This window comes from Streptomyces sp. NPDC001606 (assembly GCF_053596835.1).
Map to the genome: position 1 here is coordinate 214,497 of NZ_JBSFHC010000012.1, position 19,569 is coordinate 234,065.

Sequence of the window (19,569 nt, forward strand, 5' to 3'; positions counted from 1 at the left end):
CCTCGTGCGCGGTGAGCGACCGCTTAGTACCTTCAGCACCCGTGACGCTAGAAGGCCTGGCACCCGGTGTCAACGGGGCGCCCGGCCGGTGTGATCCATTACCTCACCAGGAGGTCCAGCAAGCGCTCCGCCTCGGCCGCCGGGTCGGTGGTGAGTCCGGTGTGCACCGGACCCGGCTGGACGACGGTGGAGCGGGGCGCGATCAGCCAGCGGAAGCGCCGGCCGGCGTCGTCCCGGGCCGCCTGCCCGGCCTCCTCGCCGCCCGCGCAGATCCTCTCCACGGCACCGAGGGCGGCCCGGATCCCGTCCGCGTCCGCCGCCGGGTCCAGGGCCCGCAGCCGGGCCTCGTCCAGATGGGTGCGGGCCCCGACGTAGCCCTGCGCCCGGCAGTAGAGGATCACGCCGGCGTTGATGCACTCGCCGCGCTCGACCCGCGGGACGACCCGCAGCAGCGCGTACTCGAACACGTCCCGGTCGCCGCCCTGGCCGGCCCGGGTGATGTGCCGCTCGGTGACATGGCCGGCCACGTGGATGTGCCGCTCGCTCACTTGCCCTCCTCGATACCGGTGATGCGCTCGGCGATGACGGCCGCCCGGGCCAGCAGCGGGCGCGCATAGGCCCGCCGCAGCTCGTCCGGGGTGTCGAAGCCCGGCTCGTCGGCCAGCCAGGCGTCGGGGATCTCGGCGGTGACCTCGGCGAGCAGGTCCTCGGTGACCAGGGGCGCCAGCTCGGCCGCGGCGGCGGCGACGTCCGGGGCGAAGCGGGCGAGGGCGTGGTCCGAGGCGTCGTAGGGGCGGGCGGCGGAGGCCGCGGCGGAGGGCCAGTTGTGGTGCCAGATCATGGTGGCGCCGTGGTCGATGAGCCAGAGTTCGCCGCGGTGCACCAGGAGGTTGGGGTTGCGCCAGGAGCGGTCGACGTTGTTGACGAGCGCGTCGAACCAGACGATCCGGCCGGCCTCCTCGGGGCGCACCGGGAAGGCGAGCGGGTCGTAGCCGAGGGCGCCGGAGAGGAAGTCCATGCCGAGGTTGGCGCCGCCGCTGCCGCGCAGCAGGTCCTGCACCTGCTGTTCGGGCTCGCCGAGGCCGAGGACCGGGTCCAGGCGCAGGGTGACCAGCCGGGGCATCCGGAACCCGAGCCGCCGGGCCAGCTCGCCGCACACCACCTCGGCCACGAGCGTCTTGCGGCCCTGTCCGGCGCCGGTGAACTTGATGACATAGGTCCCGAAGTCGTCGGCCTCGACGAGTCCCGGCAGCGATCCCCCCTCCCGCAGCGGCGTGATGTAGCGGGTTGCGGTGACTTCCTTGAGCATCGCCCCAGGTTACTGGGGTGCGGCCGGGACCGGCCGACAGCTCGCGCACAGCCGGGCGGCGAGCATCGGGGTGCCCCCTCTGAACAGGTGGCGCCCGGGGACCGTACCCCTCGGCGGACCACGAACCGCACCGCGGAAGGGAACCCCCACATGACCAGCGCATCGCTCAACTCCCCCGCCGGACCGGCCCGCCGTACCGTCGTGGCGGCGGCCGGAGCGGCGGGGCTCGCCGCCGCGCTGACGGCCTGCGGCTCGGGCGACGACTCCTCGAAGAGCGTGACCACCGGCTCCGGCACCGCACTGGCCAAGACCTCCGACATCCCGGAGGGCGGCGGCAAGGTCTTCAAGGACCAGGGGGTGGTGGTCACGCAGCCGACCGCCGGCCAGTACAAGGCCTTCTCGTCGAAGTGCACCCACCAGGGGTGCGCGGTGAGCAGCGTGGCGAACGGTGTGATCGTGTGCCCGTGCCACAACAGCCACTTCTCCGCCGAGGACGGCAGTGTGAAGCAGGGTCCGGCGACCCGGCCGCTGCCCGCGGCGAAGATCACCGTCTCCGGCGAGGACATCACGCTGGCCTGACCCGTGCCAGATGGCCGAGGACCTCGTCGGTGGTCGTGACCGTGGCGACCAGCGCGAGGGTGTGCCGGACCAGCTGGGGGGTGTAGTCGGCGGGCACCCCGGCGATGGCGTCGGCCGGGACGACGACCGTGTAGCCGAGGTTGACGGCGTCGAACACCGCGTTGGGCACGGCCACGTTCGCCGAGACACCGGTGACGACCAGGGTGCGGCAGCCGAGATTGCGCAGCAGCGGGTCGACGTCGGTGCCGTGCAGCGGGGACAGACCGTGCAGCCGCCGTACGACGAGATCCTCCTCGCCGACCTCGATCGGGGGCGCCACGCGCACCGCCGTACTGCCGCTGAGCTGCTGCACCGGGAGGCGTTCGGCGGCCCGGAACAGCCGGGCGTTGCGGCTGGCGCCGCGGCCGTCCGGACGGCGCTCGGCGATGGCGTGGATCACCTGCACACCGCTCGCGTGGGCGGCGGCGACCAGCCGGGCGACATGGTGCAGGGCGCCGGAGGCCCGGGCCGCGCGGGCGAGTTCGGGCAGTGCGCTGTCCGGTCCGACGACCCCGCGCTGGCACTCCACGGTCAGCAGGACGGTGTGCACGGGATCGAGCAGCTCGGCGAGCCGGTCGTACGACGGCATGAGAGCCCCCTTGATTTTCTGACGGAATGTCAGAGGATCGCCCTGACACGATAGTTGGCCGGTAACAGGGGACAGAAGAGGGGGCCGCATGAGCGTCAGTCAGCAGCGCAGGGGCCGGAGGATCATGATGACGCCCGGCGAGCTGGACGCGTTCCTCACCACGCAGCGCACCTGCCGGGTCGCGACCGTCTCGGCCGACGGCACCCCGCATGTGAGCGCACTCTGGTTCGCCTGGGACGGCACCTCGCTGTGGCTGTACTCGGTGGTGCGCAGCCGGCGCTGGGCACAGCTGCGGCGCGATCCGCGCGTGGCCGTCGTGATCGACTCGGGCGAGGAGTACGACGAGCTGCGCGGGGCCGAGCTGTCCGGGCGGGTCGAGTTCGTGGGCGAGGTGCCGCGCACGGGTGAGCTGTGCGCCGAACTCGACACGCCGGAGACCCTGTTCGCCCGCAAGAACTTCGGCCTGGAGGAGATGCCGCACGACGGCCGGCACGCCTGGGCCCGGCTGACCCCGGAGAAGATCGTCTCCTGGGACTTCCGCAAGCTGGGGTCCCGCTAGGGGGCTAGGGCCGGCTCACTTGGCGGGCGGCTGCCTGGAGGGCGTCCACGGCCGCGCGGATCGAGGGCCGGCGGTCGGCGTCCGCCCGCCAGATCACGTAGACATGGCGGCGCACGCGGGGCCGCACCGGTACCAGGACGACTCCCTCGGGTACCGGGTGGCGGCCCAGCAGGGGGGCGATGCACACGCCCAGCCCGGCGGCCACCAGCCCGAGCTGGGTGTGGGTCTCCCCGGCGCGGTGGCCGACGATCGGCTCGACGCCCTTGGAGCGGAGCGTGAACATCAGCCACTCGTGGCAGAACTCGCCCTCGCCCCAGGTGATCCACTCGTCCTCGGCGAAGTCGGTGAGGTCCACCTCGGCCCGGTCCGCGAACCGGTGCCCGGCGGGCATCGCGACATCGGCCGGGTCGTCCAGCAGGGGCGCCTTGACCAGGCCGTCCGGCACCGGCATCGGCTTGTTGTACCAGTCGAGGACCACGGCGAGGTCGAGGTCGCCGCGGACGACCGCCGCGATGCCGCGCTCCGGCTCCAGCTCGCTGGAGCGCACCCGCAGCCCCGGGTGCGCGCTGCGCAGCGCGCCCAGGGCGGCCGGGAAGAGGCCGCGGGCGGCGGTGGGGAACGCGGACAGCCGCAGCTCGCCGACGACCTGGCCGCGGTGCGCCTCGAGGTCGGACTCGGCCAGCTCGACCTGGGAGAGGATGCGTGCCGTGTGCTCGGCCAGCAGCCGCCCGGCGTCGGTGAGCCGTACCCCCCGGCCGTTCTTGGCGAGCAGCTGCTGACCGACCTCCCGCTCCAGCTTGCCCAGCTGCTGGGAGACGGCGGAGGTGGTGACGTGCAGCGCGTCGGCGGCCGCGCTGACCGAGCCGTGCCGGGCGAGGGCGTCCAGGGTGCGCAGGCGCTCCAGGTTCAACATGTAAGTGATTCTAAGAGGTATCCGGGGGGAAATCTCGATTGTGCTACGAGATGGCCCAGGGCATCGTGGAGGGCATGAGCACCCCCGCCCCGAGGACGGCCCCCGCGCCGCGACCACAGTCCCTCAAGTCCCCCACCCGCACCCCCGCCTCCGCCCCGGCCGGCCCGCGCGCCCGTCTGGACTGGCGGCTCCGTTTCGGCGCCCTGTCGCTGATCTGGGGCTTCAGCTTTCTGCTGATCAAGGTGGGCACGGAGGGCTACGCGCCCTTCCAGGTCACCCTGGGGCGGCTCGTGTTCGGTACGGCGGTCCTGGCGGCGACGATGGCCGTCAAGCGGGAGCGGCTGCCGCGCGGAGCGCGCCTGTGGGGCCACATGGCGGTCGCCGCGTTCTTCCTCAACGCCCTGCCGTTCTCCCTCTTCGCCTACGCGGAGCTGACGATCCCGTCCACGCTGGCCGGCATCTGCAACGCGACCTCCCCGCTGTGGGGCATGGCGCTGTCCCTGGTCGCACTGTCCGAGGACCGGCCCACCCGGGTCCGCGTCGCCGGGCTCGGCCTCGGCTTCCTCGGGGTGCTGACGGTCCTCGGGGCCTGGCAGGGCTTCCACGGGCTGGACGCCACGGGCACCGCGATGGCGCTGCTGGCCTCGCTGAGCTATCCCGTCGGCTGGATCTACGTCCGGCGCACCCTCGCCGGCACCGGGAACTCGCATCTGTCCATGACCGGCGGCCAGCTGCTGCTGGCGACGGTCCAGCTGGCCCTGGTCACCCCGTTGTTCACCGACCTCCCCGCCCATGTCCGGCTCGTCCCGCTGCTGGCGATCGCCGCGCTGGGGGCGCTGGGCACCGGGCTGGCCGTCCTGATCCAGTACGGCCTGGTCGCCGAGGTCGGGCCGACCACGGCACAGATGGTCACGTACTTCATCCCGGTCATCGCCACCGCCGCGGGCGTCGCGATCCTCGGCGAGTCGCTGCGCTGGACGACCCCGGTCGGCGCGGTGATCGTCCTGGCGGGAGCGGCACTGACCCAGGTGCGCCGCAAGGCCGGCTGAACCGGCGCCGCCCTCCGGAAGCGCTCCGGTCACCCGTAGACGCGCTCCGGAGACGGCCGTACCGCCGCCGCCACCGCCTCGGCCAGGGGCTCGATGTCCTCGGCGGTCAGGGTCGAGACGGTGATCCGGACGCCCGGGGGGCTGTTCAGCCGGAAGCGGGCGCCCGGTGCGACCGCCCAGCCGGCCTGGAGCAGCCGGGCCACCGCGACCGTCTCGTCGGGCACCGGCACCCAGACGTTCAGACCGCTGCGGCCGTGGGCGGTCAGGCCATGGCCGGCGAGCGCGTCGATCAGGAGCTGTCTGCGGTTCCGGTACGCCGCCGCCACCGCTGCCCGGTCCACCGCGCCCTCGCTCCACAGCCGCACCACCGCACGCTGGAGCAGCAGGCTCACCCAGCCAGGGCCGAGGCGCTGGCGGCCCCAGACCCGGTCCAGCGTGACCGGGTCCCCGGAGAGGACGGCCAGGCGCAGGTCGGGGCCGTAGGCCTTGGCCACGGAGCGGACGAAGACCCAGTGCCGGGTGGCACCCGCGAGGGCGTGCAGCGGCAGGTCGACGATGCCGTAGCCGTGGTCGTCCTCGATCAGCAGGGTCTGCGGATGCTCCCGGAGTACCGCGCGCAGGGCACGCGCGCGTGTGGCCGACACCGCGGCGCCGGTCGGGTTCTGGGCGCGGTCGGTGACGATCACGGCGCGGGCCCCGGACTCCAGCGCGCGGCGCAGATCCTCGGCGCGCGGGCCGTCGTCGTCCACGCCGACCGGGACCGCGCGCAGCCCCAGAGCGGGCACCAGGTCGATGACGCTGCCCCAGCCGGGGTCCTCGACGGCGACGGCGTCGCCCGGCCGGAGGTGGGCGACGAGCACCCGCTCGACGGCGTCGAGGGAACCGGAGGCCACCATGACCGGCCCCTCCGGGACGCCGTCCGCGTCGAGTTCGGCGCGGGCGAGGCGGACGAGGTCCGGGTCGACGGGCTCGGCCCCGTAGAGGACCGGATCACGGTCCGCGGCCTCCGCCGCCGCGGCGAAGGCCGGGCCGAGGCGCGGCATCAGGGCCGGGTCGGGGTTGCCGGCGGCGAGGTCGCGGCCGCCCGGCGGCACCTGGACGCGCAGCTCCCTGCGGCCGGTGGTGGCCGGTTTCGCCCGCACCCGGCTGCCCCGGCGGCCGGCGGTCTCGATCACCCCACGCTCGCGCAGGGTGCGGTAGGCGGCCGCCACGGTATTGGGATTCACCCCGAGCCGGGCCGCCAACTCCCGCATGGGGGGCAGGGGTTGGCCCGGCTTCAGCTCGCCGGAGCCCACCGCGCGCTCGACGCTCGACGCGATCTCGGCTGCGCCGCGCCCTTCGATCGGATATTCTCCTAGCACAAAGCCAATTATGCACTAGTGCAATAACTTTTTCACGGAGGGCCGCCATGCCGGGCACGACCGAGGAACCGCAGTCCGCCTCCTACCCCGCCACCGACCGCACGGTGCCCACGCGCTCCGCGGACCGGGCGTCGTACGACAGGGACGTGGTGCACGCGATACTCGACGAGGGCTACGTCTGCCACCTCGGCTTCGTCCGCGACGGCGCCCCGGTGGTGCTGCCGACCCTGTACGGCCGGGTCGGCGACCGGCTCTATGTGCACGGCTCCACGGGTTCGCGCCCGCTGCGGATGACCGGCCAGGCCGATCCGGGTCTGCCGGTGTGCCTGACGGTCACCCATGTCGACGGCCTGGTGCTGGCCCGGTCCGCCTTCCACCACTCGATCAACTACCGCTCGGTCGTGGTGCACGGCGTCGCGCACGAGGTCACCGACCCCGAGGAGCGGCGGCTCGCCCTGGACGCGCTGGTCGACCATGTCGTCCCGGGCCGGGCCGCCGACTCCCGGCCCGCGAACAAGAAGGAACTGGCCGCCACCGCGGTGATCCGCCTGGATCTGGAGGAGGTCTCCGCGAAGATCCGCACCGGCCCCGCCAACGACGAGCCCGAGGACCTGGACCTCCCGCACTGGTCCGGCGTGGTCCCCCTCCGCAAGGGTTACGACACCCCGATCCCCAACCCCGACCTGGCCCCGGAAGTGACCCTGCCGGACTACCTCTCCGCGCACTAGCCCGCCCGCCCACCCTGCCCCCTCCACCACCGACGCCTCGGCGGCCGAGGGGGTTCGGCCCGTCCACAGGTCCCTCCCCCGGCCCCCTCAGGCCGCCGTGCCCCTCGTGGACAGCTCCCTTTCCGCGCCGCCCGTCGCCACCGGTTCCGCCGCGCCCTTGGCCGGTGTCGAGGACTGGGCGATGAAGGCGCCGATCAGTACGACCGCGCCACCGGCGACCTGGGGAGCCGACAGGTGTTCGCCGAGCAGGACCCAGGCCAGCACCGTCGCGATCACCGCCTCCAGGCAGGCGACGACCCCGGCGACCTGCGGCGACAGCCGCCGCACCGAGAGCACACCGGTCACGTACGCGACGACGGTGGCGACCAGGACGATCCAGCCCAGCAGGGCGAGAGCCGGTACGGCGGTGCCGTCCAGGTCCGCGGAGCCGGTCAGCACCGACCACGGCATGGTCCAGGGCCGGGCGACGACCGTCAGCACGGCCGCGCCGACCAGCAGGCCGTAGGCGATGACGCCGAGCGGGTCCGGTGCCTCCGCGCCCGCGTCGCTGCCCTGGTCGGCCAGGACGAAGTAGCCGACCTGGCAGCACGCGGCGCCGAGCGCGAGCAGCAGGCCGAGCGCGTCGAAGCTCAGTCCCGACCACACCTCGACCACACAGGCGAGCCCGCCGGCCGCGAGGACCACACCGAGCGCGGCGGCCCGCGAGACCGGCCGCCGCTGCACGAACCGCACCCAGCCGAGCACCAGCGCGGGGGCCAGGTACTCGATGAGCAGCGCCACCCCGACCGGGATACGGGAGAGTGCGGCGAAGTAGCAGGCCTGGACACCGGCGACGGCCAGCAGCCCGAACCCGGCGAGCAGCGCGGGGCGCCGGCGCAGCAGGGCGCGGTTCCGGACCGCGACGGGAAGCATCACGAGGGCGGCGCCGGTGACCCGCAACCACACCACGTGCAGCGGGTCGAGGCCCGCCTCGATCAACGGCTTGGCGGCCACTCCCGACCCGCCGAACGCCACCGCCGAGGCCAGCGCGAGACCGAGTCCCGCCCCCTTGCCCCGGCTGCCCTGACTGCTCTCAGACGTATGCACCGGCACATCATGACAGCGGACGACAGGAGCGTCATCCCCCATGACACCTGTCTCAGGGGATGGACGGACACCGGCCCGGCAGGTGGCGTCAGCAGGCGGCGCCCTGGTCGTCCGCGCCCTCCTCCACACCGCGGTCGAGGCGGGTGCGCAGCTCGTGGGCGGGGATGCCGGCCCGCTCGAGCACTTGGACGGCGCGGGACTCCGGGTTCGCGATGAGCGCGGCGAGCAGATCGGTGCCGGCGGCGCGGGGCTCGGCGCGCCGGTGCGCACGCGCCCGGGCCTCGGCGAGCGCCGCGGCCGCGACCGGCGACCAGCCTCCCGCGTCCCGCACCCCACCGCCGGAGCCATCGCAGCCGGCGGAGCCGTCAGGCCGGGCCACGACGGCTATCGCCCCGGAGTCCTCCACGCTCCCCTGCCAGCGCAGCCCGTATCCGATACTGCGCTGCACGAGATAGCCGAACAGCCGGGCGAGCTGCGTCGGTCCGCCGACCGCGGCGCGCACCTCGGGGTCGTACTCCAGCAGGGAGTGGAGCAGATGGGCGGTGTCGATCTGCCGGTCCCCGTCCCGCACGGCCCGGCGGCGGGCAGCGGCGACGATCGCGGCACAGGCCGCGCCGAACCCTGCGGCGTCGTCCGGGCAGGGGCTCGCCTCGTCAGGGGCAGTCGGGCCGACTATACGGGAGTGCACATCGCCTACCCCATCAGTCCCCACGGGCCGGGTCATCCCCGAGCGGAACCATTTTCGCGTCCCACGCAGAGTGGACATCGCCGGTCGGGATCTCCTCCTTGGGGAGGAGATCAGACCGATCCGGCCCACGGGGGCGCACGCCGACCTGCCACGCGCCCTGAAGGCAACCTGCGCACGCCTGGGCACGTCCCACAGGGACATGGAGAGCGTGGACGAGTGCTGGCTCGTGGCGCTGCCGGCGGTGGACGGCAAGCAGTACGTGTACCGGGTCTACGCACCCGGGGACGCAACGCTCGCCGACCTGTTCTGGGAGGCCTGGCACTGCCACGACGAGAGCGCGCTGCCGCGCGCGTGGGACGTGTTCGACGCGGCGGAGATACGGCGCGTGGGCCGGTCCGCGCCCGACGCCGAGCATTCCTGACGGTTCATCAGTATTGAATGTTGGCCGCCCTGCGGCTACGTTCCGCGACACCGTAGCCGGATACACCCGACTCGAACCCGATCCGAAGGGGTGGTCGCATGGCCGAAGTCAGCGCGGAGGCACGCATCCAGGCACCGGCCGAGAAGGTGTGGGGCCGGCTCACCGACTGGTCGTCGTACGGGGAGTGGAACACCACCCACACCGGCTTCCCCGACGGCGGGCCGGCGGACCTGGCCGTGGGCGGCACCTTCCGGGAGAACATGAAGCTGATGGGCTTCCCGGCGGAGGTCGACTGGACCGTCGAGGAGCTGGAACCGGCCCGGGTGCTCGCGATCCGCGGCAAGGGCCCGATGGCGGTCGCGCTGACCACCCGTTACACGCTCACCCCCGACGGCGACGCCACGGCCGTCCGGATCGACGGCGAGTTCACGGGGGCCGCGGTGTCCCTGATGGCGGGCAAGCTGAAGGACTCGGCCGGCGCCGCCCTGACCGAGTCGCTGCGCAGGCTGGCCGCGCTGGTCGACTGAGCGGGGACGAGGACATCCGAAGGCGCCCCGCGCGGTGTGCACGCGGGGCGCCTCGGCCGCCGGTCGGGTCTCAGTGCTCGTCGGCGAGGATGAGGTACAGCTTCTTACGGGCGTCGTTGAGGACCACCAGCGCCTTCTCGCGCTGTTCCTTGCTGCCGGTCTTCCAGACCTGCCCGAAGGCCTCCATCAGACCGAAGCCGGCCTGGCGGATCTCCCCGACCGCCTCCCAGTCGACCCCGCGCGAGGCCTCCTCCCACGGCGCCTCGGCACCCTCCTCGGCGGCGCCGCGGCCGCTCTCGGTGAGGGAGAACAGCTTCTTGCCGCCCTCGCTCTCGCTGGTGATCAGGCCCTCGTCCTCCAGCAGTTGCAGCGTCGGGTAGACCGAGCCGGGGCTGGGCTTCCACGCGCCGCCGCTGCGTTCGGCGATCTCCTGGATCATCTCGTAGCCGTGCATGGACCGCTCCTTGAGCAGGGCCAGGATCGACGCGCGTACGTCACCGCGCCGCGCCCGCCCCCGCGGACCACCCCGCCCTCGCGGACCCCAGGGTCCCGGCCCGAACCCGGGGCCGAACCCCGGACCACCGGGCCCGAACCCCGGTCCGCCCGGACCACCCGGCCCGAAGGGCCCGAAAGCGGCCCGCCGGCCCTCGAATCCACCCATACCGCGCCGGCCGAAGCCCTCGTGCCGGTGCCCACGCTCGTATCCATGGGAACGCATCGCGATCACTCCATTTCCATCGCTGATCTTTCACGTCTGCATCGCGTATCGTTCGCGATGCTTCAACGATATATCGGAACCGATCGCATAACAAGCCCCTGCCCGAGCCGGACCCGGCCCTCAGCGAGTCCCGCCCGGCTCCTTGGTATCGAAGGCGTCGGCGACGGCCAGGCTGTCTTCATAGACGTGATGCCGGGTGACAAGACCGTCTTCGACGGTGAGGTGCAAGGCGAACCGGGCACGGTAGGCCCGTCCGGTGGAGCGGGCGGTCTGCCGGATCTCGCCGAGCACGACCGCGTCGCGGCCGTCGACGAGGATGCGTTCGATCTCGGTCGCCGCCTGCCCGGGCACATGGTGCTCACCGAGTTCGCGGTAGTGGGCGGCGGCATCGGCGCGGGTGGAGCGGTGCCGGATCCATGGAGTGGCGCTCCGACCGTGCTCGGCCTCCGGCCAGTCCAGCTTCCAGTCGCAGGCCACGGCATACATCTCGGCGATGCTCTCCGGATGGCCCTCGCCGATCCGGCGCAACAGCTCCTCCACGACAACGCGCGTGGCCGCGGCAGCGGCTACGGACATGACTCATCACCCCGATCCGACCTGCCGCGTCCGCATGACACGGCAGGTCGGATTCTCACCAGCGCCGGCAGACCGGTGCCATTACCTCCCGCGTAACGGCGCACGCGGCGAACGTGGCTTCCGCACCGGAAACGGGCAATCGGAAGGGGTGGGAGAAGACTGCGAAGAGGTGCCCGACGCCGTGCGGCTCGCGGCGCGGCTGCGGAACGTGTTCTGGATCGGCGGCGGGAGTGGTGCGGGCAAGTCGACGATCGCCCGCCGACTCGCCGACCGCCATGGCTGGCGTCTCTATTCGACCGACGACGTGATGCGCGACCACGCGGAACGGACCACGGCCGAAGACGCCCCGTTTCTGCACGCGTTCATCGCCATGGACATGGACGAGCGATGGGTGAACCGGACTCCGGACGTCATGCTGGAGACGTTCCACTGGTACCGGGGCGAGGGCTTCGGCCTGATCGTCGAGGACCTTCTCCGCCTGCCCCCGGAACCCTGCGTCGTGGCGGAGGGGTTCCGGCTGCTGCCCCACCTCGTGCAGCCTCTGCTCGCCGCTCCCGAGCACGCCGTCTGGCTGCTTCCCACACCCGCCTTCCGCCAGGCCGCCTTCCGGAGTCGCTCGGCACCGGGGGAAGGGTTCCTGTCCAAGACCAGCGACCCCGCGAAGGCCGGTCGCAACCTCGCCGAACGCGACGGTATGTTCACCGGGCGCCTGGAGGAGGAGACCCGGCGCCTCCGGCTGCGCGCCCTCCACGTCGACACCACGATGACGGAAGCGGAACTCACTGATCAGGTGAGCAGAGCGTTCCGGCTCTGACGGGCCGACAGGGATGATGTTGGGTATGGACATGACGACATCGAGCCGGGCCGTGGTCGAAGCAGGCTGGCAGAAGGTCCGCGCCGACGGCCGGGTCCGTCCGGAACTGCTCGAAGCTGCCTACGCCGAACCCCGCCTACGGCAGCTCTTCCCCTGGACCGGGATGGGAGAACTGCACTTCAGCCGCTGCACGGAGTGGCCGGGGACCTGGGACATCCCCTACATCCAGCCCGCGGCGGACGGCCGGTACTGGGTCTCCGGCCCGTCGCGAAGCCAGCATGTGGGACCGGCCGCGACGGCGCAGCAGGCCGTCGCGATGGTGGTCGAACGCCTCCCTGCGGACGCCGGAGCGGCGTTCGTCGGGACCCGGGAGGAACTCGCGGCCCACGAGGCCACGGCCGGGTCCGCGGACGCCGGCTCGCCGGACCGCGACCGCTGCGCGGACTGACCCGAGAGCTGCCGCACCCCCGGGGTGCGGCCGCTCAGCCGGCTCGCTCCGCCGCCCGCAGGGGGCACCCCGTGCCGGCGCGGGCGGCGAGGTCGGCGCGCAGCGCGGAGAGTTCGGCCATGCGCTCGTCGATGACCTGGATCTTCTCCGCGAACAGCGCGGACAGGGCGGTCGCGCTGTCCGGGGCGTCCCGCAGTTCCGCGCCGTGCCGGGCGATCTCGGCCAGCGTGAACCCGAGGGCCTGCGCGGTCCGGATGTAGTGCAGCCAGGGCACCGTCTCCGGCGGGAAGTCGCGATAGCCGTTGGGCCGCCGGTCTCCCTCGATCAGACCGATCCTCTCGTAGAAGCGCAGTGTGTCCCTGGACACCCCGGTCCGCGCGGCCAGTTCACCGATACGCATGACTCCCCCGCCAGGTCGCTCGACTTGACCTTGGAGCGTACTCCGCTGTTTAGCGTGGGCGGCGCCCGAGCGACCCCTGCCGAGGAGCCCCCGTGAACCCCGCCGCCCCCGCCTACCTCCGTCTCGTCCGCGCCAGCGGCTGGTACGACCTGATCGTCACCGCGTCCTTCGCGACTCCGTGGACCTACGCACTGGCCCACCACGCGCTGTCGGCGGCGGGTGCCGCGACCGGCCTCGGCCCCATGCCCGCGCTCACCCCGATGCAGACCCTGTACGCCAACCTGATGGGGTCGGTCGTGGTGGTGTGGTCGGCCTTGCGCGTCGTACGGCCCCTGCCGCTGCACGGTCTCCTCGACGGCACCGCGCGCGCCCTGTTCGCCCTGTGGCAGGCGTACGCGCTGGCGCACGGCGGGCCCGGGGTGCTGTGGCCGTTCCTGGTGCTGGAGGTGTCCTTCGGGGTGGCGCAGCTCCTGCCGTGGCTGCGGCCGGCTGCGGCCACCCTGCGGAATCGAGGCCAGAACGCGTGAATTGGCCTTGGGCCGAGACCGACCGGAGCACCTAGCCTCGGCTCATGCGCATTCGAATCGTGGACGCCTTCGCCGACCGCCCCTTCACCGGCAACCCCGCCGGAGTCCTGCTCCTGGACGACGACGCCTTCCCGGCCGACGACTGGCTCCAGAGCGTCGCCATGGAGGTCAACCACGCCGAGACCGCGTTCGCGCACCGGCTGCCCGGCGGCGGCGAGGCGGACTGGGCACTGCGCTGGTTCACGCCCGTCGCCGAGGTCGCGATGTGCGGGCACGCCACGCTCGCCACGGCCCATGTGCTGCACACCAGCGGCGCCCACACCGGCCCGGTGCGGTTCGCCACCCGCAGTGGCGTGCTGATCGCCACGCCCGGCGCGGACGGCTCGATCACCCTGGACTTCCCCACCGCCCCGCTGACCCCGGTGGAGGCCCCGGCCGGGGTCGCCGAGGCGCTGGGCGCGGAACCGGTGGGCGCCTTCGACACCGGGCCGAACGTCGGCGACCTGCTGGTGGAACTGGCCGACGAGAAGACGGTGCTGGGGCTCGCCCCGGACCACAAGGCCCTGGCCGCCCACTCCAGCCGCGGCATCATCGCCACCGCCCGCGCCGCGGACCCCGCCGCCGGCCACGACTACGTCTCCCGCTGCTTCTTCCCCCGCGTCGGCATCGACGAGGACCCGGTGACCGGCAGCGCCCACACCGCACTCGCCCCGCACTGGTCCGCCCGGCTCGGCCGCGACGACCTCACCGGGCTCCAGGCCTCCCGGCGCACCGGTCTGGTCCGCACCGGTCTGCGCGGCGCACGCACCCTGCTCACCGGCCGCGCGCTCACGGTGATCGAGGGCGAACTGCACGCCTGAGTACGGCCGGTCCGCCGCGCTCAGGCCGTCGGCAGCCAGCCCACCTTGCCGGCGAGCAGGGCGTAGCCGACGAACGCGCCGATGTCGAGCAGGGAGTGTGCGACGACCAGCGGACCGACCCGGCCCCAGCGGCGGTACAGCCAGACGAACACCACGCCCATGACCATGTTGCCGAGGAAGCCGCCGATGCCCTGGTAGAGGTGGTACGAGCCGCGCAGCACCGCGCTCGCCACCAGCGCGGTGCCCGGGGCCCAGCCCAACTGGCCGAGCCGGCGCAGCAGATAGCCGACGACGATGACCTCTTCGAGGATGGCGTTCTGCATCGCGGACAGGATCAGCACCGGGTACTTCCACCACACGCCCGGCAGCGCCTCGGGCACCACGGTCAGATTGAAGCCGAGGCCGCGGGCGGCCAGGTAGAAGGCGATGCCGGTGCTGCCGATCACCGCGGCGACGCCGGCTCCCCGGGCGAGGTCGGGCCAGGGGCGGGTGCGGTCGAAGCCGAGGGTGCGCAGGCTGCGTCCCTCCCGCATCAGGAGGTGGGCGACCAGGGCGACCGGGACCAGGGCGGTGGCGATGCCGAAGAGCTGCCAGGCGAGGTCCAGCCAGGGGCGGCCGGGCGCGGCGGAGGCGTTGAGGGTGGCCGCCTGGTCCTTCAGTCCGCCGGGCTTGGTGACCGAGCCGATGAAGCTGATCAGCGCCGAGACCCCGCTCGCGCCGAGGGAGAGTGCCAGAACCAGCAGCGTCTCGTCCCGCAGGATCCGCCGCGGATCGCGCCCCCGCGCCGAGGAATCGGCCACCGCGTCAGCCTCCACCTGCACCCCTGCCTCCCGCCGGCTCACGGGCCCCTGGCCCACCTTGCCCGCAAGGATCGCAGAAGCGGAGGCGAGGCCGACGCACCGGGCCGCACCCGGGACACACCGCACACCCTGGCGCCACCCGCGCACACCGGCGGCCGGCACCCGGTGCCGGCCGCACCACAGCCCGGACCAGCCCGCACCCGACCCGCCCGCCGACAGCCCGCACCCCTCGTGCGGGCCCTGCACTCAGCCCAGGGGCACCGGCTCCGGCAGGCCCACCGGCCAGGTGTGCACCGGCTCTCCCCCGTGCATCAGCTCGGCATAGCGCCGGGTGGTCGCGGCCAGGGCGGCCTCGCGGGACAGCCCCTGCTCCAGGAGCCGGTGGAAGGTGGCCGCCTGCCAGGACGCCCCGTTGACCCGGCGCCGGCAGCGTTCGTCGATGACGCCCAGGTAGAGGTCCCGGTCGGCGCCTTCGACACCCCACGCGTCCAGCCCGGCCTCGGCCATCGGCAGCAGCTCGTCGCGGATCAGCGTCACCGCGTCGACCTCGCCCGTCCCGCCGTACCGCCCCCGGCGCGGCCAGACGAAGCGCGCGTCGATGCCGTACCGGCAGGCGGCGTCGAAGTTGGCCTCGGCCACGGAGAAGGGGAGGCGGGTCCAGACCGGCCGGGACTCCTCGGCGAGGGCGCGGACCAGGCCGTAGTAGAACGCCGCGTTGGCGATCACATCGGTGATGGTGGGGCCGGCCGGCAGGACCCGGTTCTCCACCCGCAGGTGCGGGACACCGTCCGCGATGCCGTACACGGGCCGGTTCCAGCGGTAGATCGTGCCGTTGTGCAGGACGAGTTCGGACAGCCGGGGCACCCCGCCGGCGTCGATGACCGCCGACGGGTCCTCGTCGTCGCACAGCGGCAGCAGGGCCGGGAAGAAGCGCAGGTTCTCCTCGAACAGGTCGTACGCGGAGGTGATCCACCGCTCGCCGAACCAGGTCCGGGGCCGTACGCCCTGCGCCTGGAGTTCGGGCGGGCGGGTGTCGGTGGACTGGAGGAACAGCGGCGGGCGGGACTCGCGCCACAGCTCGTGACCGAACAGGAACGGGGAGTTCGCGCCGACGGCGATCTGCGCGGCGGAGGCCACCTGGGCCGCGTTCCACACATCGGCGAAGCGGGCCGGGGTGACCTGGAGGTGCAGCTGGACCGAGGTGCAGGCGGCCTCCGGGACGATCGACTTCGAGGTGCACACCAGATGCTCCACACCCTCGATGTCCAGCCGGAAGTCCTCCCCGCGGGCGGCCACGATCTGGTCGTTGAGCAGGGTGTAGCGGTCGACCTCGGACAGGTTGGAGGAGACCAGGTCGTCCCGGTCGAGGGTGGGCAGGATGCCGATCATGACGATGCCGGCGTCGACCTCACCGGCCTTGCGGTCGGCGTACGCGAGCGAGGTCCGCAGTTCCTCGGCGAGCCGGTCGAATACCCGGCCGCCCAATCGGTGTGGGGCTATGTTGACTTCCAGGTTGAACATGGCGAGTTCTGTCTGGAAATCACGGCTCGCGATGCGTTCCAGTACTTGCCCGTTCAGCATTTTTGGCATGCCGTCAGGTCCCGCGAGATTCAATTCGATCTCCACGCCCATAAGGTTCTTGGGGCGGTCGAACCGCTTCTCCCGCAGCAGTCGCTCCAGTCCCGCGAGGCACGTCTGGAGCTTTTCGCGGTAGCGCTGGCGATCGGACAGGTCGAACTGCCCCGCCACGACCTTCTCCCCCATCGAAGCGTCCCTCCTCGGATGGGCGGCCCGGGGTTCCGGCCGCCGGGCTCCCGGGTGCAGGGGGGATGATGCCCAGTGGAAGCGATAGATAACGCCCCGCGGGAACCCGGCACCCGCTACTCTGTCGGAATGTTCCCCGCGGCACATTCACGGGGCATGCGTCAACCTGCACCCCCGTGTTCCCCTAACGCCTCGTGAAAAACACCGACGGCAATCGGCCGAACGTTACCGGTGCGTATGCCGAGGTCAGCGAAGGGGACCGGCCGGGAAATCGGGATGATTCCCGCAAATCGACGCCTGAATAAGGCCTTGCCAGGCCCGCCGGAATCATATAGACGAAACAACAGCCGAACACGCGTCGTATAAACTTCGTCCACAAGGCTGAAGGTAGGCGCCCTCGGTCCCTGGTTCCTGCCGTGCTCCCGCCGTCATCACGACGCGCGGCGGACCGAGCCACACCTCGTCCACCGATCCGGGCCCCCATCCCTTCGGCCTTCCGTGAGCAGACAGCGCCGTCCGCCCCACCCTCCTCGCGCCGCCGCGCCTGTCGAATGAGAGGCGACCCACATGCCGCTGCACGTTCCCCCTGCCCCCGCGCCTGCCCTGCGCTCCGTCCTCGCCGCTCTCGGATCTCCCACCGCGGTCCAGGAGGCCCGCACCCCGTCCCTGCGCGCCGCGCAGGGACCCACGACCCCCGAACTCCCGCTGCCCGTCCATGTGCTGGACCGGATCACCGTGCAGGGCCTGTCGGCGACCCGACTGGCCGGCTGGCGCTTCCTGATCCGCTGCGGCGACCGGGCGGTGGCAGCGGCCGACACCATGCTGACCCCGGACGGCTGGGCCTTCTCGCACTTCTTCGAGGGCCCGTACGTCGCCTCCACCGAGCGCGCGCTGCACCAGGCCGAGGCGCTCCAACAGCCTTACCAGGCACGCCTGTTGTCCGTACCCGGTCTGTACATGCTCACCCTGTGGCTGCACGGCGACCCCGCCGCCGACGGCGCCGACGGGCACCCGGCGGCCACCGATCTGCTCGTCCCGCTCGCACCGGCACCGCCCGGCATCCCGGCGCACCGCCCCTTCCGGGTCGCCGAGCTGCTTCCGGTGCTGACCCGTCGCATGACCCGGCTGCCGCTGCTCGACTCCCCGGCGCTCGACTCCCCGGCGGCCTGACCCCGCTCACACCGCATCCGTACCCCGCCGTCCGCCCGGCCGGCGGGGTACGGTCGTCTTCAGCGGCGGTGCCCGCAGCACCCGCCGGCACCCGCGGGGAGGGCTCCGCTCTCGTCCGGACTAGCCCTTTGTGACCACTGCAAACCACCCGAAGTGGCGGTGCGGTTGGACTGAACCGTCCGCCCGGGTGACGCGTCCTGAACCTGTGAGAAGCGGTGCTGCCAAATGCCTGCGGAACGACGTCCAGAGGGCAACACTGGGTTCCGACCGACTCATCATCACGGGGGACGGACATGACCAAGACAGAGCGAAAGATCCCGCCCATGTGCCAGCACCAGCCACCGTGCCCGCCAGCAGAATCCGCCGACCGGGAGTCCGCCCGCCTTGTGGCGCACCACCCGGAGCAGGGGTGGAGCCTGCTGTGCAACGGTGTCCTGCTCTTCGAGGACACCGGTGAGCTGCTGCCCGACGGCCGGGTCATCGCCCCGCACCGTCCGCTCGGTGCGGACCGGGTGATGACCGCGGCCTGAGCACGACCCGGGCGGTACCGCCGTACCGCCCGGCGCCCTGGGCCGCCCCCGGCTAGCGCAGCGCCTCCCGCAGCGCCTGGTAGGCGGGCTTGGGGTTCAGCTGCTCGTCCCAGGGCAGCGCCGCGCCCTCGCCCGGGAACACGGCGGGGATCCAGGAGTACTTGTCGGTGTAGTCCCAGATGGTCACGCCCACACAGCGGTGTACGGCCAGGCACGCCTTGGTCAGGTTCCGGTACCAGTCCGCCTGCTCGGCCAGCTTCTCCTGGGTCGCGGGCAGTTGCATCCGCACGTCGACCTCGGTGAGTGCGGTGTCGAGGCCCAGGCGGGAGAAGCGGCGGAGGTTGTCCTCCAGGGTGGTGGGATAGCCGTACTGGAGAGCCAGATGGCTCTGGAAGCCGATCCCGTCGAGCGGGACGCGCTGCGCCTTGAGGTCCTTGGCGAGCCGGTAGTAGGCGTCGCTCTTCGGGCCGATCGCCTCGATGTTGTAGTCGTTCAGGTAGAGCTTGGCGTGCGGGTCCGCCTGGTGGGCCCAGCGCAGTGCGTCGGCGATGTAGCCGGGGCCGAGGGTCTTGTACCAGATGGTCTCGCGGTAGGTGCCGTCCTCGTTGAACGCCTCGTTGACGACGTCCCAGGAGTACACCTTGCCCCGGTAGTGCCGTACCTCGGTGGTGATGTGCTTCTTCAGCACGGCCCGCAGTTCGGTGGCCGTCCACTGCTTCGAGGTCAGCCAGTCGGGCAGCTGGCTGTGCCAGACCAGCGTGTGGGCGCGGACCCGCTGGTGGTTGTGGCGGGCCAGGCGGACGATCTGGTCGCCGGCACTCCAGTCGAAGACACCCTGCTGGGGCTCGGTGGCGTACCACTTCATGCCGTTGCCGGGTGTGATCATGTCGAACTCGCTGCCGAGGATCTTCGTGTAGCCGGAGTCGGTGAGTTCGGGGTTGTCGGTGGCGCTGCCGAAGTAGCGGCCGTGGCGCTCGGCGAGGTCGGCGAGGGTGGGCTGCCGGGTGGGCTGCCGTTCATGGGCCTGGGCGGCGGGGGCGGCGAACCCGGCGGTCATGAGGGCGGCCGCGAGGACGCCCGCCAGTCTGAGACGTGTGCTCTTGCTGGGCATGGT

25 protein-coding genes are annotated in these 19,569 nt (G+C 72.5%); 12 read left to right on the plus strand and 13 right to left on the minus strand.

From position 1 onward, the window contains the following. Positions 1–98 precede the first annotated feature (98 nt). Together ACWCV9_RS22720 and ACWCV9_RS22725 are read right to left on the minus strand one after the other, a co-directional pair. The gene (locus ACWCV9_RS22720; RefSeq protein WP_450789038.1) at positions 99–548 is read right to left on the minus strand and encodes a DUF3037 domain-containing protein; all 450 of its coding nucleotides are present in this window, start codon (positions 546–548) and stop codon (positions 99–101) included. Beyond that, entirely contained in the window at positions 545–1,309 is a 765-nt protein-coding gene (locus ACWCV9_RS22725) for a HipA family kinase (protein WP_450789040.1), read from the minus strand. Before ACWCV9_RS22725 ends, ACWCV9_RS22720 begins: the two co-directional genes overlap by 4 nt. Before the next feature lie 150 nt (positions 1,310–1,459). Here ACWCV9_RS22725 and ACWCV9_RS22730 point away from each other — a divergent pair, with 150 nt between their 5' ends. Next, a complete protein-coding gene (locus ACWCV9_RS22730; protein ID WP_385844149.1) occupies positions 1,460–1,888 on the plus strand; it encodes a Rieske (2Fe-2S) protein in 429 nt (142 codons plus the stop codon). On the opposite strand, the gene ACWCV9_RS22735 is transcribed toward ACWCV9_RS22730, so the two are convergent. Next, positions 1,875–2,516: a cysteine hydrolase family protein gene (locus tag ACWCV9_RS22735; protein ID WP_450789042.1), complete on the minus strand. Its 642-nt coding sequence runs from the start codon at positions 2,514–2,516 to the stop codon at positions 1,875–1,877. The two genes, ACWCV9_RS22730 and ACWCV9_RS22735, sit on opposite strands and share 14 nt — an antisense overlap. 88 nt (positions 2,517–2,604) lie before the next feature. Here ACWCV9_RS22735 and ACWCV9_RS22740 point away from each other — a divergent pair, with 88 nt between their 5' ends. Next, on the plus strand, positions 2,605–3,075 hold the full coding sequence (locus tag ACWCV9_RS22740; RefSeq protein ID WP_450789044.1) for a pyridoxamine 5'-phosphate oxidase family protein: 471 nt from the start codon (positions 2,605–2,607) through the stop codon (positions 3,073–3,075). A gap of 4 nt (positions 3,076–3,079) precedes the next feature. On the opposite strand, the gene ACWCV9_RS22745 is transcribed toward ACWCV9_RS22740, so the two are convergent. Beyond that, the gene (locus ACWCV9_RS22745) at positions 3,080–3,988 is read right to left on the minus strand and encodes a LysR family transcriptional regulator (protein WP_450789046.1); all 909 of its coding nucleotides are present in this window, start codon (positions 3,986–3,988) and stop codon (positions 3,080–3,082) included. A 38-nt stretch (positions 3,989–4,026) separates the two neighbouring features. Here ACWCV9_RS22745 and ACWCV9_RS22750 point away from each other — a divergent pair, with 38 nt between their 5' ends. Further along, positions 4,027–5,037, plus strand: coding sequence for a DMT family transporter (locus ACWCV9_RS22750; protein WP_450789048.1), 1,011 nt, complete (start codon positions 4,027–4,029; stop codon positions 5,035–5,037). A gap of 29 nt (positions 5,038–5,066) precedes the next feature. On the opposite strand, the gene ACWCV9_RS22755 is transcribed toward ACWCV9_RS22750, so the two are convergent. Then, positions 5,067–6,398, minus strand: a complete 1,332-nt coding sequence (locus ACWCV9_RS22755) for an aminotransferase class I/II-fold pyridoxal phosphate-dependent enzyme (protein ID WP_450789050.1) — start codon at positions 6,396–6,398, stop codon at positions 5,067–5,069. A gap of 47 nt (positions 6,399–6,445) precedes the next feature. On the opposite strand from ACWCV9_RS22755, the gene ACWCV9_RS22760 reads away from it, so the two are divergent. Continuing rightward, positions 6,446–7,126, plus strand: a complete 681-nt coding sequence (locus ACWCV9_RS22760; RefSeq protein ID WP_450789052.1) for a pyridoxamine 5'-phosphate oxidase family protein — start codon at positions 6,446–6,448, stop codon at positions 7,124–7,126. An 87-nt stretch (positions 7,127–7,213) separates the two neighbouring features. Here the strand turns inward: ACWCV9_RS22760 and ACWCV9_RS22765 are convergent, their stop codons facing one another. Beyond that, entirely contained in the window at positions 7,214–8,218 is a 1,005-nt protein-coding gene (locus ACWCV9_RS22765; RefSeq protein WP_450789054.1) for an EamA family transporter, read from the minus strand. A gap of 82 nt (positions 8,219–8,300) precedes the next feature. Continuing rightward, complete coding sequence (locus ACWCV9_RS22770) at positions 8,301–8,900, minus strand: Clp protease N-terminal domain-containing protein (protein ID WP_450789056.1); 600 nt, start codon at positions 8,898–8,900, stop codon at positions 8,301–8,303. A gap of 226 nt (positions 8,901–9,126) precedes the next feature. Between ACWCV9_RS22770 and ACWCV9_RS22775 the strand changes: the two genes are divergently transcribed. Beyond that, on the plus strand, positions 9,127–9,321 hold the full coding sequence (locus tag ACWCV9_RS22775; protein ID WP_450789117.1) for a hypothetical protein: 195 nt from the start codon (positions 9,127–9,129) through the stop codon (positions 9,319–9,321). Between the two features lie 98 nt (positions 9,322–9,419). Further along, entirely contained in the window at positions 9,420–9,848 is a 429-nt protein-coding gene (locus ACWCV9_RS22780; protein ID WP_450789058.1) for a type II toxin-antitoxin system Rv0910 family toxin, read from the plus strand. Positions 9,849–9,918: 70 nt separating this feature from the next. On the opposite strand, the gene ACWCV9_RS22785 is transcribed toward ACWCV9_RS22780, so the two are convergent. Then, positions 9,919–10,566 (minus strand): PadR family transcriptional regulator, encoded by a 648-nt coding sequence (locus tag ACWCV9_RS22785; protein WP_450789060.1) that lies wholly within the window; start codon positions 10,564–10,566, stop codon positions 9,919–9,921. A gap of 120 nt (positions 10,567–10,686) precedes the next feature. Beyond that, complete coding sequence (locus ACWCV9_RS22790; protein ID WP_450789062.1) at positions 10,687–11,142, minus strand: nuclear transport factor 2 family protein; 456 nt, start codon at positions 11,140–11,142, stop codon at positions 10,687–10,689. Between ACWCV9_RS22790 and ACWCV9_RS22795 the strand changes: the two genes are divergently transcribed. Together ACWCV9_RS22795 and ACWCV9_RS22800 are read left to right on the plus strand one after the other, a co-directional pair. Next, positions 11,117–11,956, plus strand: coding sequence for an AAA family ATPase (locus ACWCV9_RS22795; protein WP_450789064.1), 840 nt, complete (start codon positions 11,117–11,119; stop codon positions 11,954–11,956). The two genes, ACWCV9_RS22790 and ACWCV9_RS22795, sit on opposite strands and share 26 nt — an antisense overlap. A 31-nt stretch (positions 11,957–11,987) precedes the next feature. Beyond that, complete coding sequence (locus ACWCV9_RS22800; protein ID WP_450789066.1) at positions 11,988–12,404, plus strand: DUF6193 family natural product biosynthesis protein; 417 nt, start codon at positions 11,988–11,990, stop codon at positions 12,402–12,404. A 34-nt stretch (positions 12,405–12,438) separates the two neighbouring features. On the opposite strand, the gene ACWCV9_RS22805 is transcribed toward ACWCV9_RS22800, so the two are convergent. Beyond that, positions 12,439–12,804, minus strand: a complete 366-nt coding sequence (locus tag ACWCV9_RS22805) for a MerR family transcriptional regulator (RefSeq protein WP_450789068.1) — start codon at positions 12,802–12,804, stop codon at positions 12,439–12,441. A 92-nt stretch (positions 12,805–12,896) separates the two neighbouring features. Between ACWCV9_RS22805 and ACWCV9_RS22810 the strand changes: the two genes are divergently transcribed. Next, the gene (locus ACWCV9_RS22810) at positions 12,897–13,331 is read left to right on the plus strand and encodes a hypothetical protein (RefSeq protein WP_450789070.1); all 435 of its coding nucleotides are present in this window, start codon (positions 12,897–12,899) and stop codon (positions 13,329–13,331) included. Positions 13,332–13,375: 44 nt separating this feature from the next. Next, positions 13,376–14,191 carry a PhzF family phenazine biosynthesis protein gene (locus tag ACWCV9_RS22815; RefSeq protein WP_450789072.1) on the plus strand — a complete coding sequence of 272 codons (816 nt, stop codon included), beginning with the start codon at positions 13,376–13,378 and terminating at the stop codon, positions 14,189–14,191. A 20-nt stretch (positions 14,192–14,211) separates the two neighbouring features. Here the strand turns inward: ACWCV9_RS22815 and ACWCV9_RS22820 are convergent, their stop codons facing one another. Then, entirely contained in the window at positions 14,212–15,012 is an 801-nt protein-coding gene (locus tag ACWCV9_RS22820) for a CPBP family intramembrane glutamic endopeptidase (RefSeq protein WP_450789074.1), read from the minus strand. Positions 15,013–15,237: 225 nt separating this feature from the next. Beyond that, positions 15,238–16,755, minus strand: a complete 1,518-nt coding sequence (locus ACWCV9_RS22825) for a glutamate--cysteine ligase (protein ID WP_450789076.1) — start codon at positions 16,753–16,755, stop codon at positions 15,238–15,240. A gap of 567 nt (positions 16,756–17,322) precedes the next feature. On the opposite strand from ACWCV9_RS22825, the gene ACWCV9_RS22830 reads away from it, so the two are divergent. Further along, positions 17,323–17,925, plus strand: coding sequence for a hypothetical protein (locus ACWCV9_RS22830; protein ID WP_385844130.1), 603 nt, complete (start codon positions 17,323–17,325; stop codon positions 17,923–17,925). A 323-nt stretch (positions 17,926–18,248) separates the two neighbouring features. Next, positions 18,249–18,455: a DUF5999 family protein gene (locus tag ACWCV9_RS22835; RefSeq protein ID WP_317447797.1), complete on the plus strand. Its 207-nt coding sequence runs from the start codon at positions 18,249–18,251 to the stop codon at positions 18,453–18,455. A 52-nt stretch (positions 18,456–18,507) separates the two neighbouring features. On the opposite strand, the gene ACWCV9_RS22840 is transcribed toward ACWCV9_RS22835, so the two are convergent. Further along, on the minus strand, positions 18,508–19,566 hold the full coding sequence (locus ACWCV9_RS22840; protein WP_450789078.1) for an endo-1,4-beta-xylanase: 1,059 nt from the start codon (positions 19,564–19,566) through the stop codon (positions 18,508–18,510). Positions 19,567–19,569 lie beyond the last annotated feature (3 nt).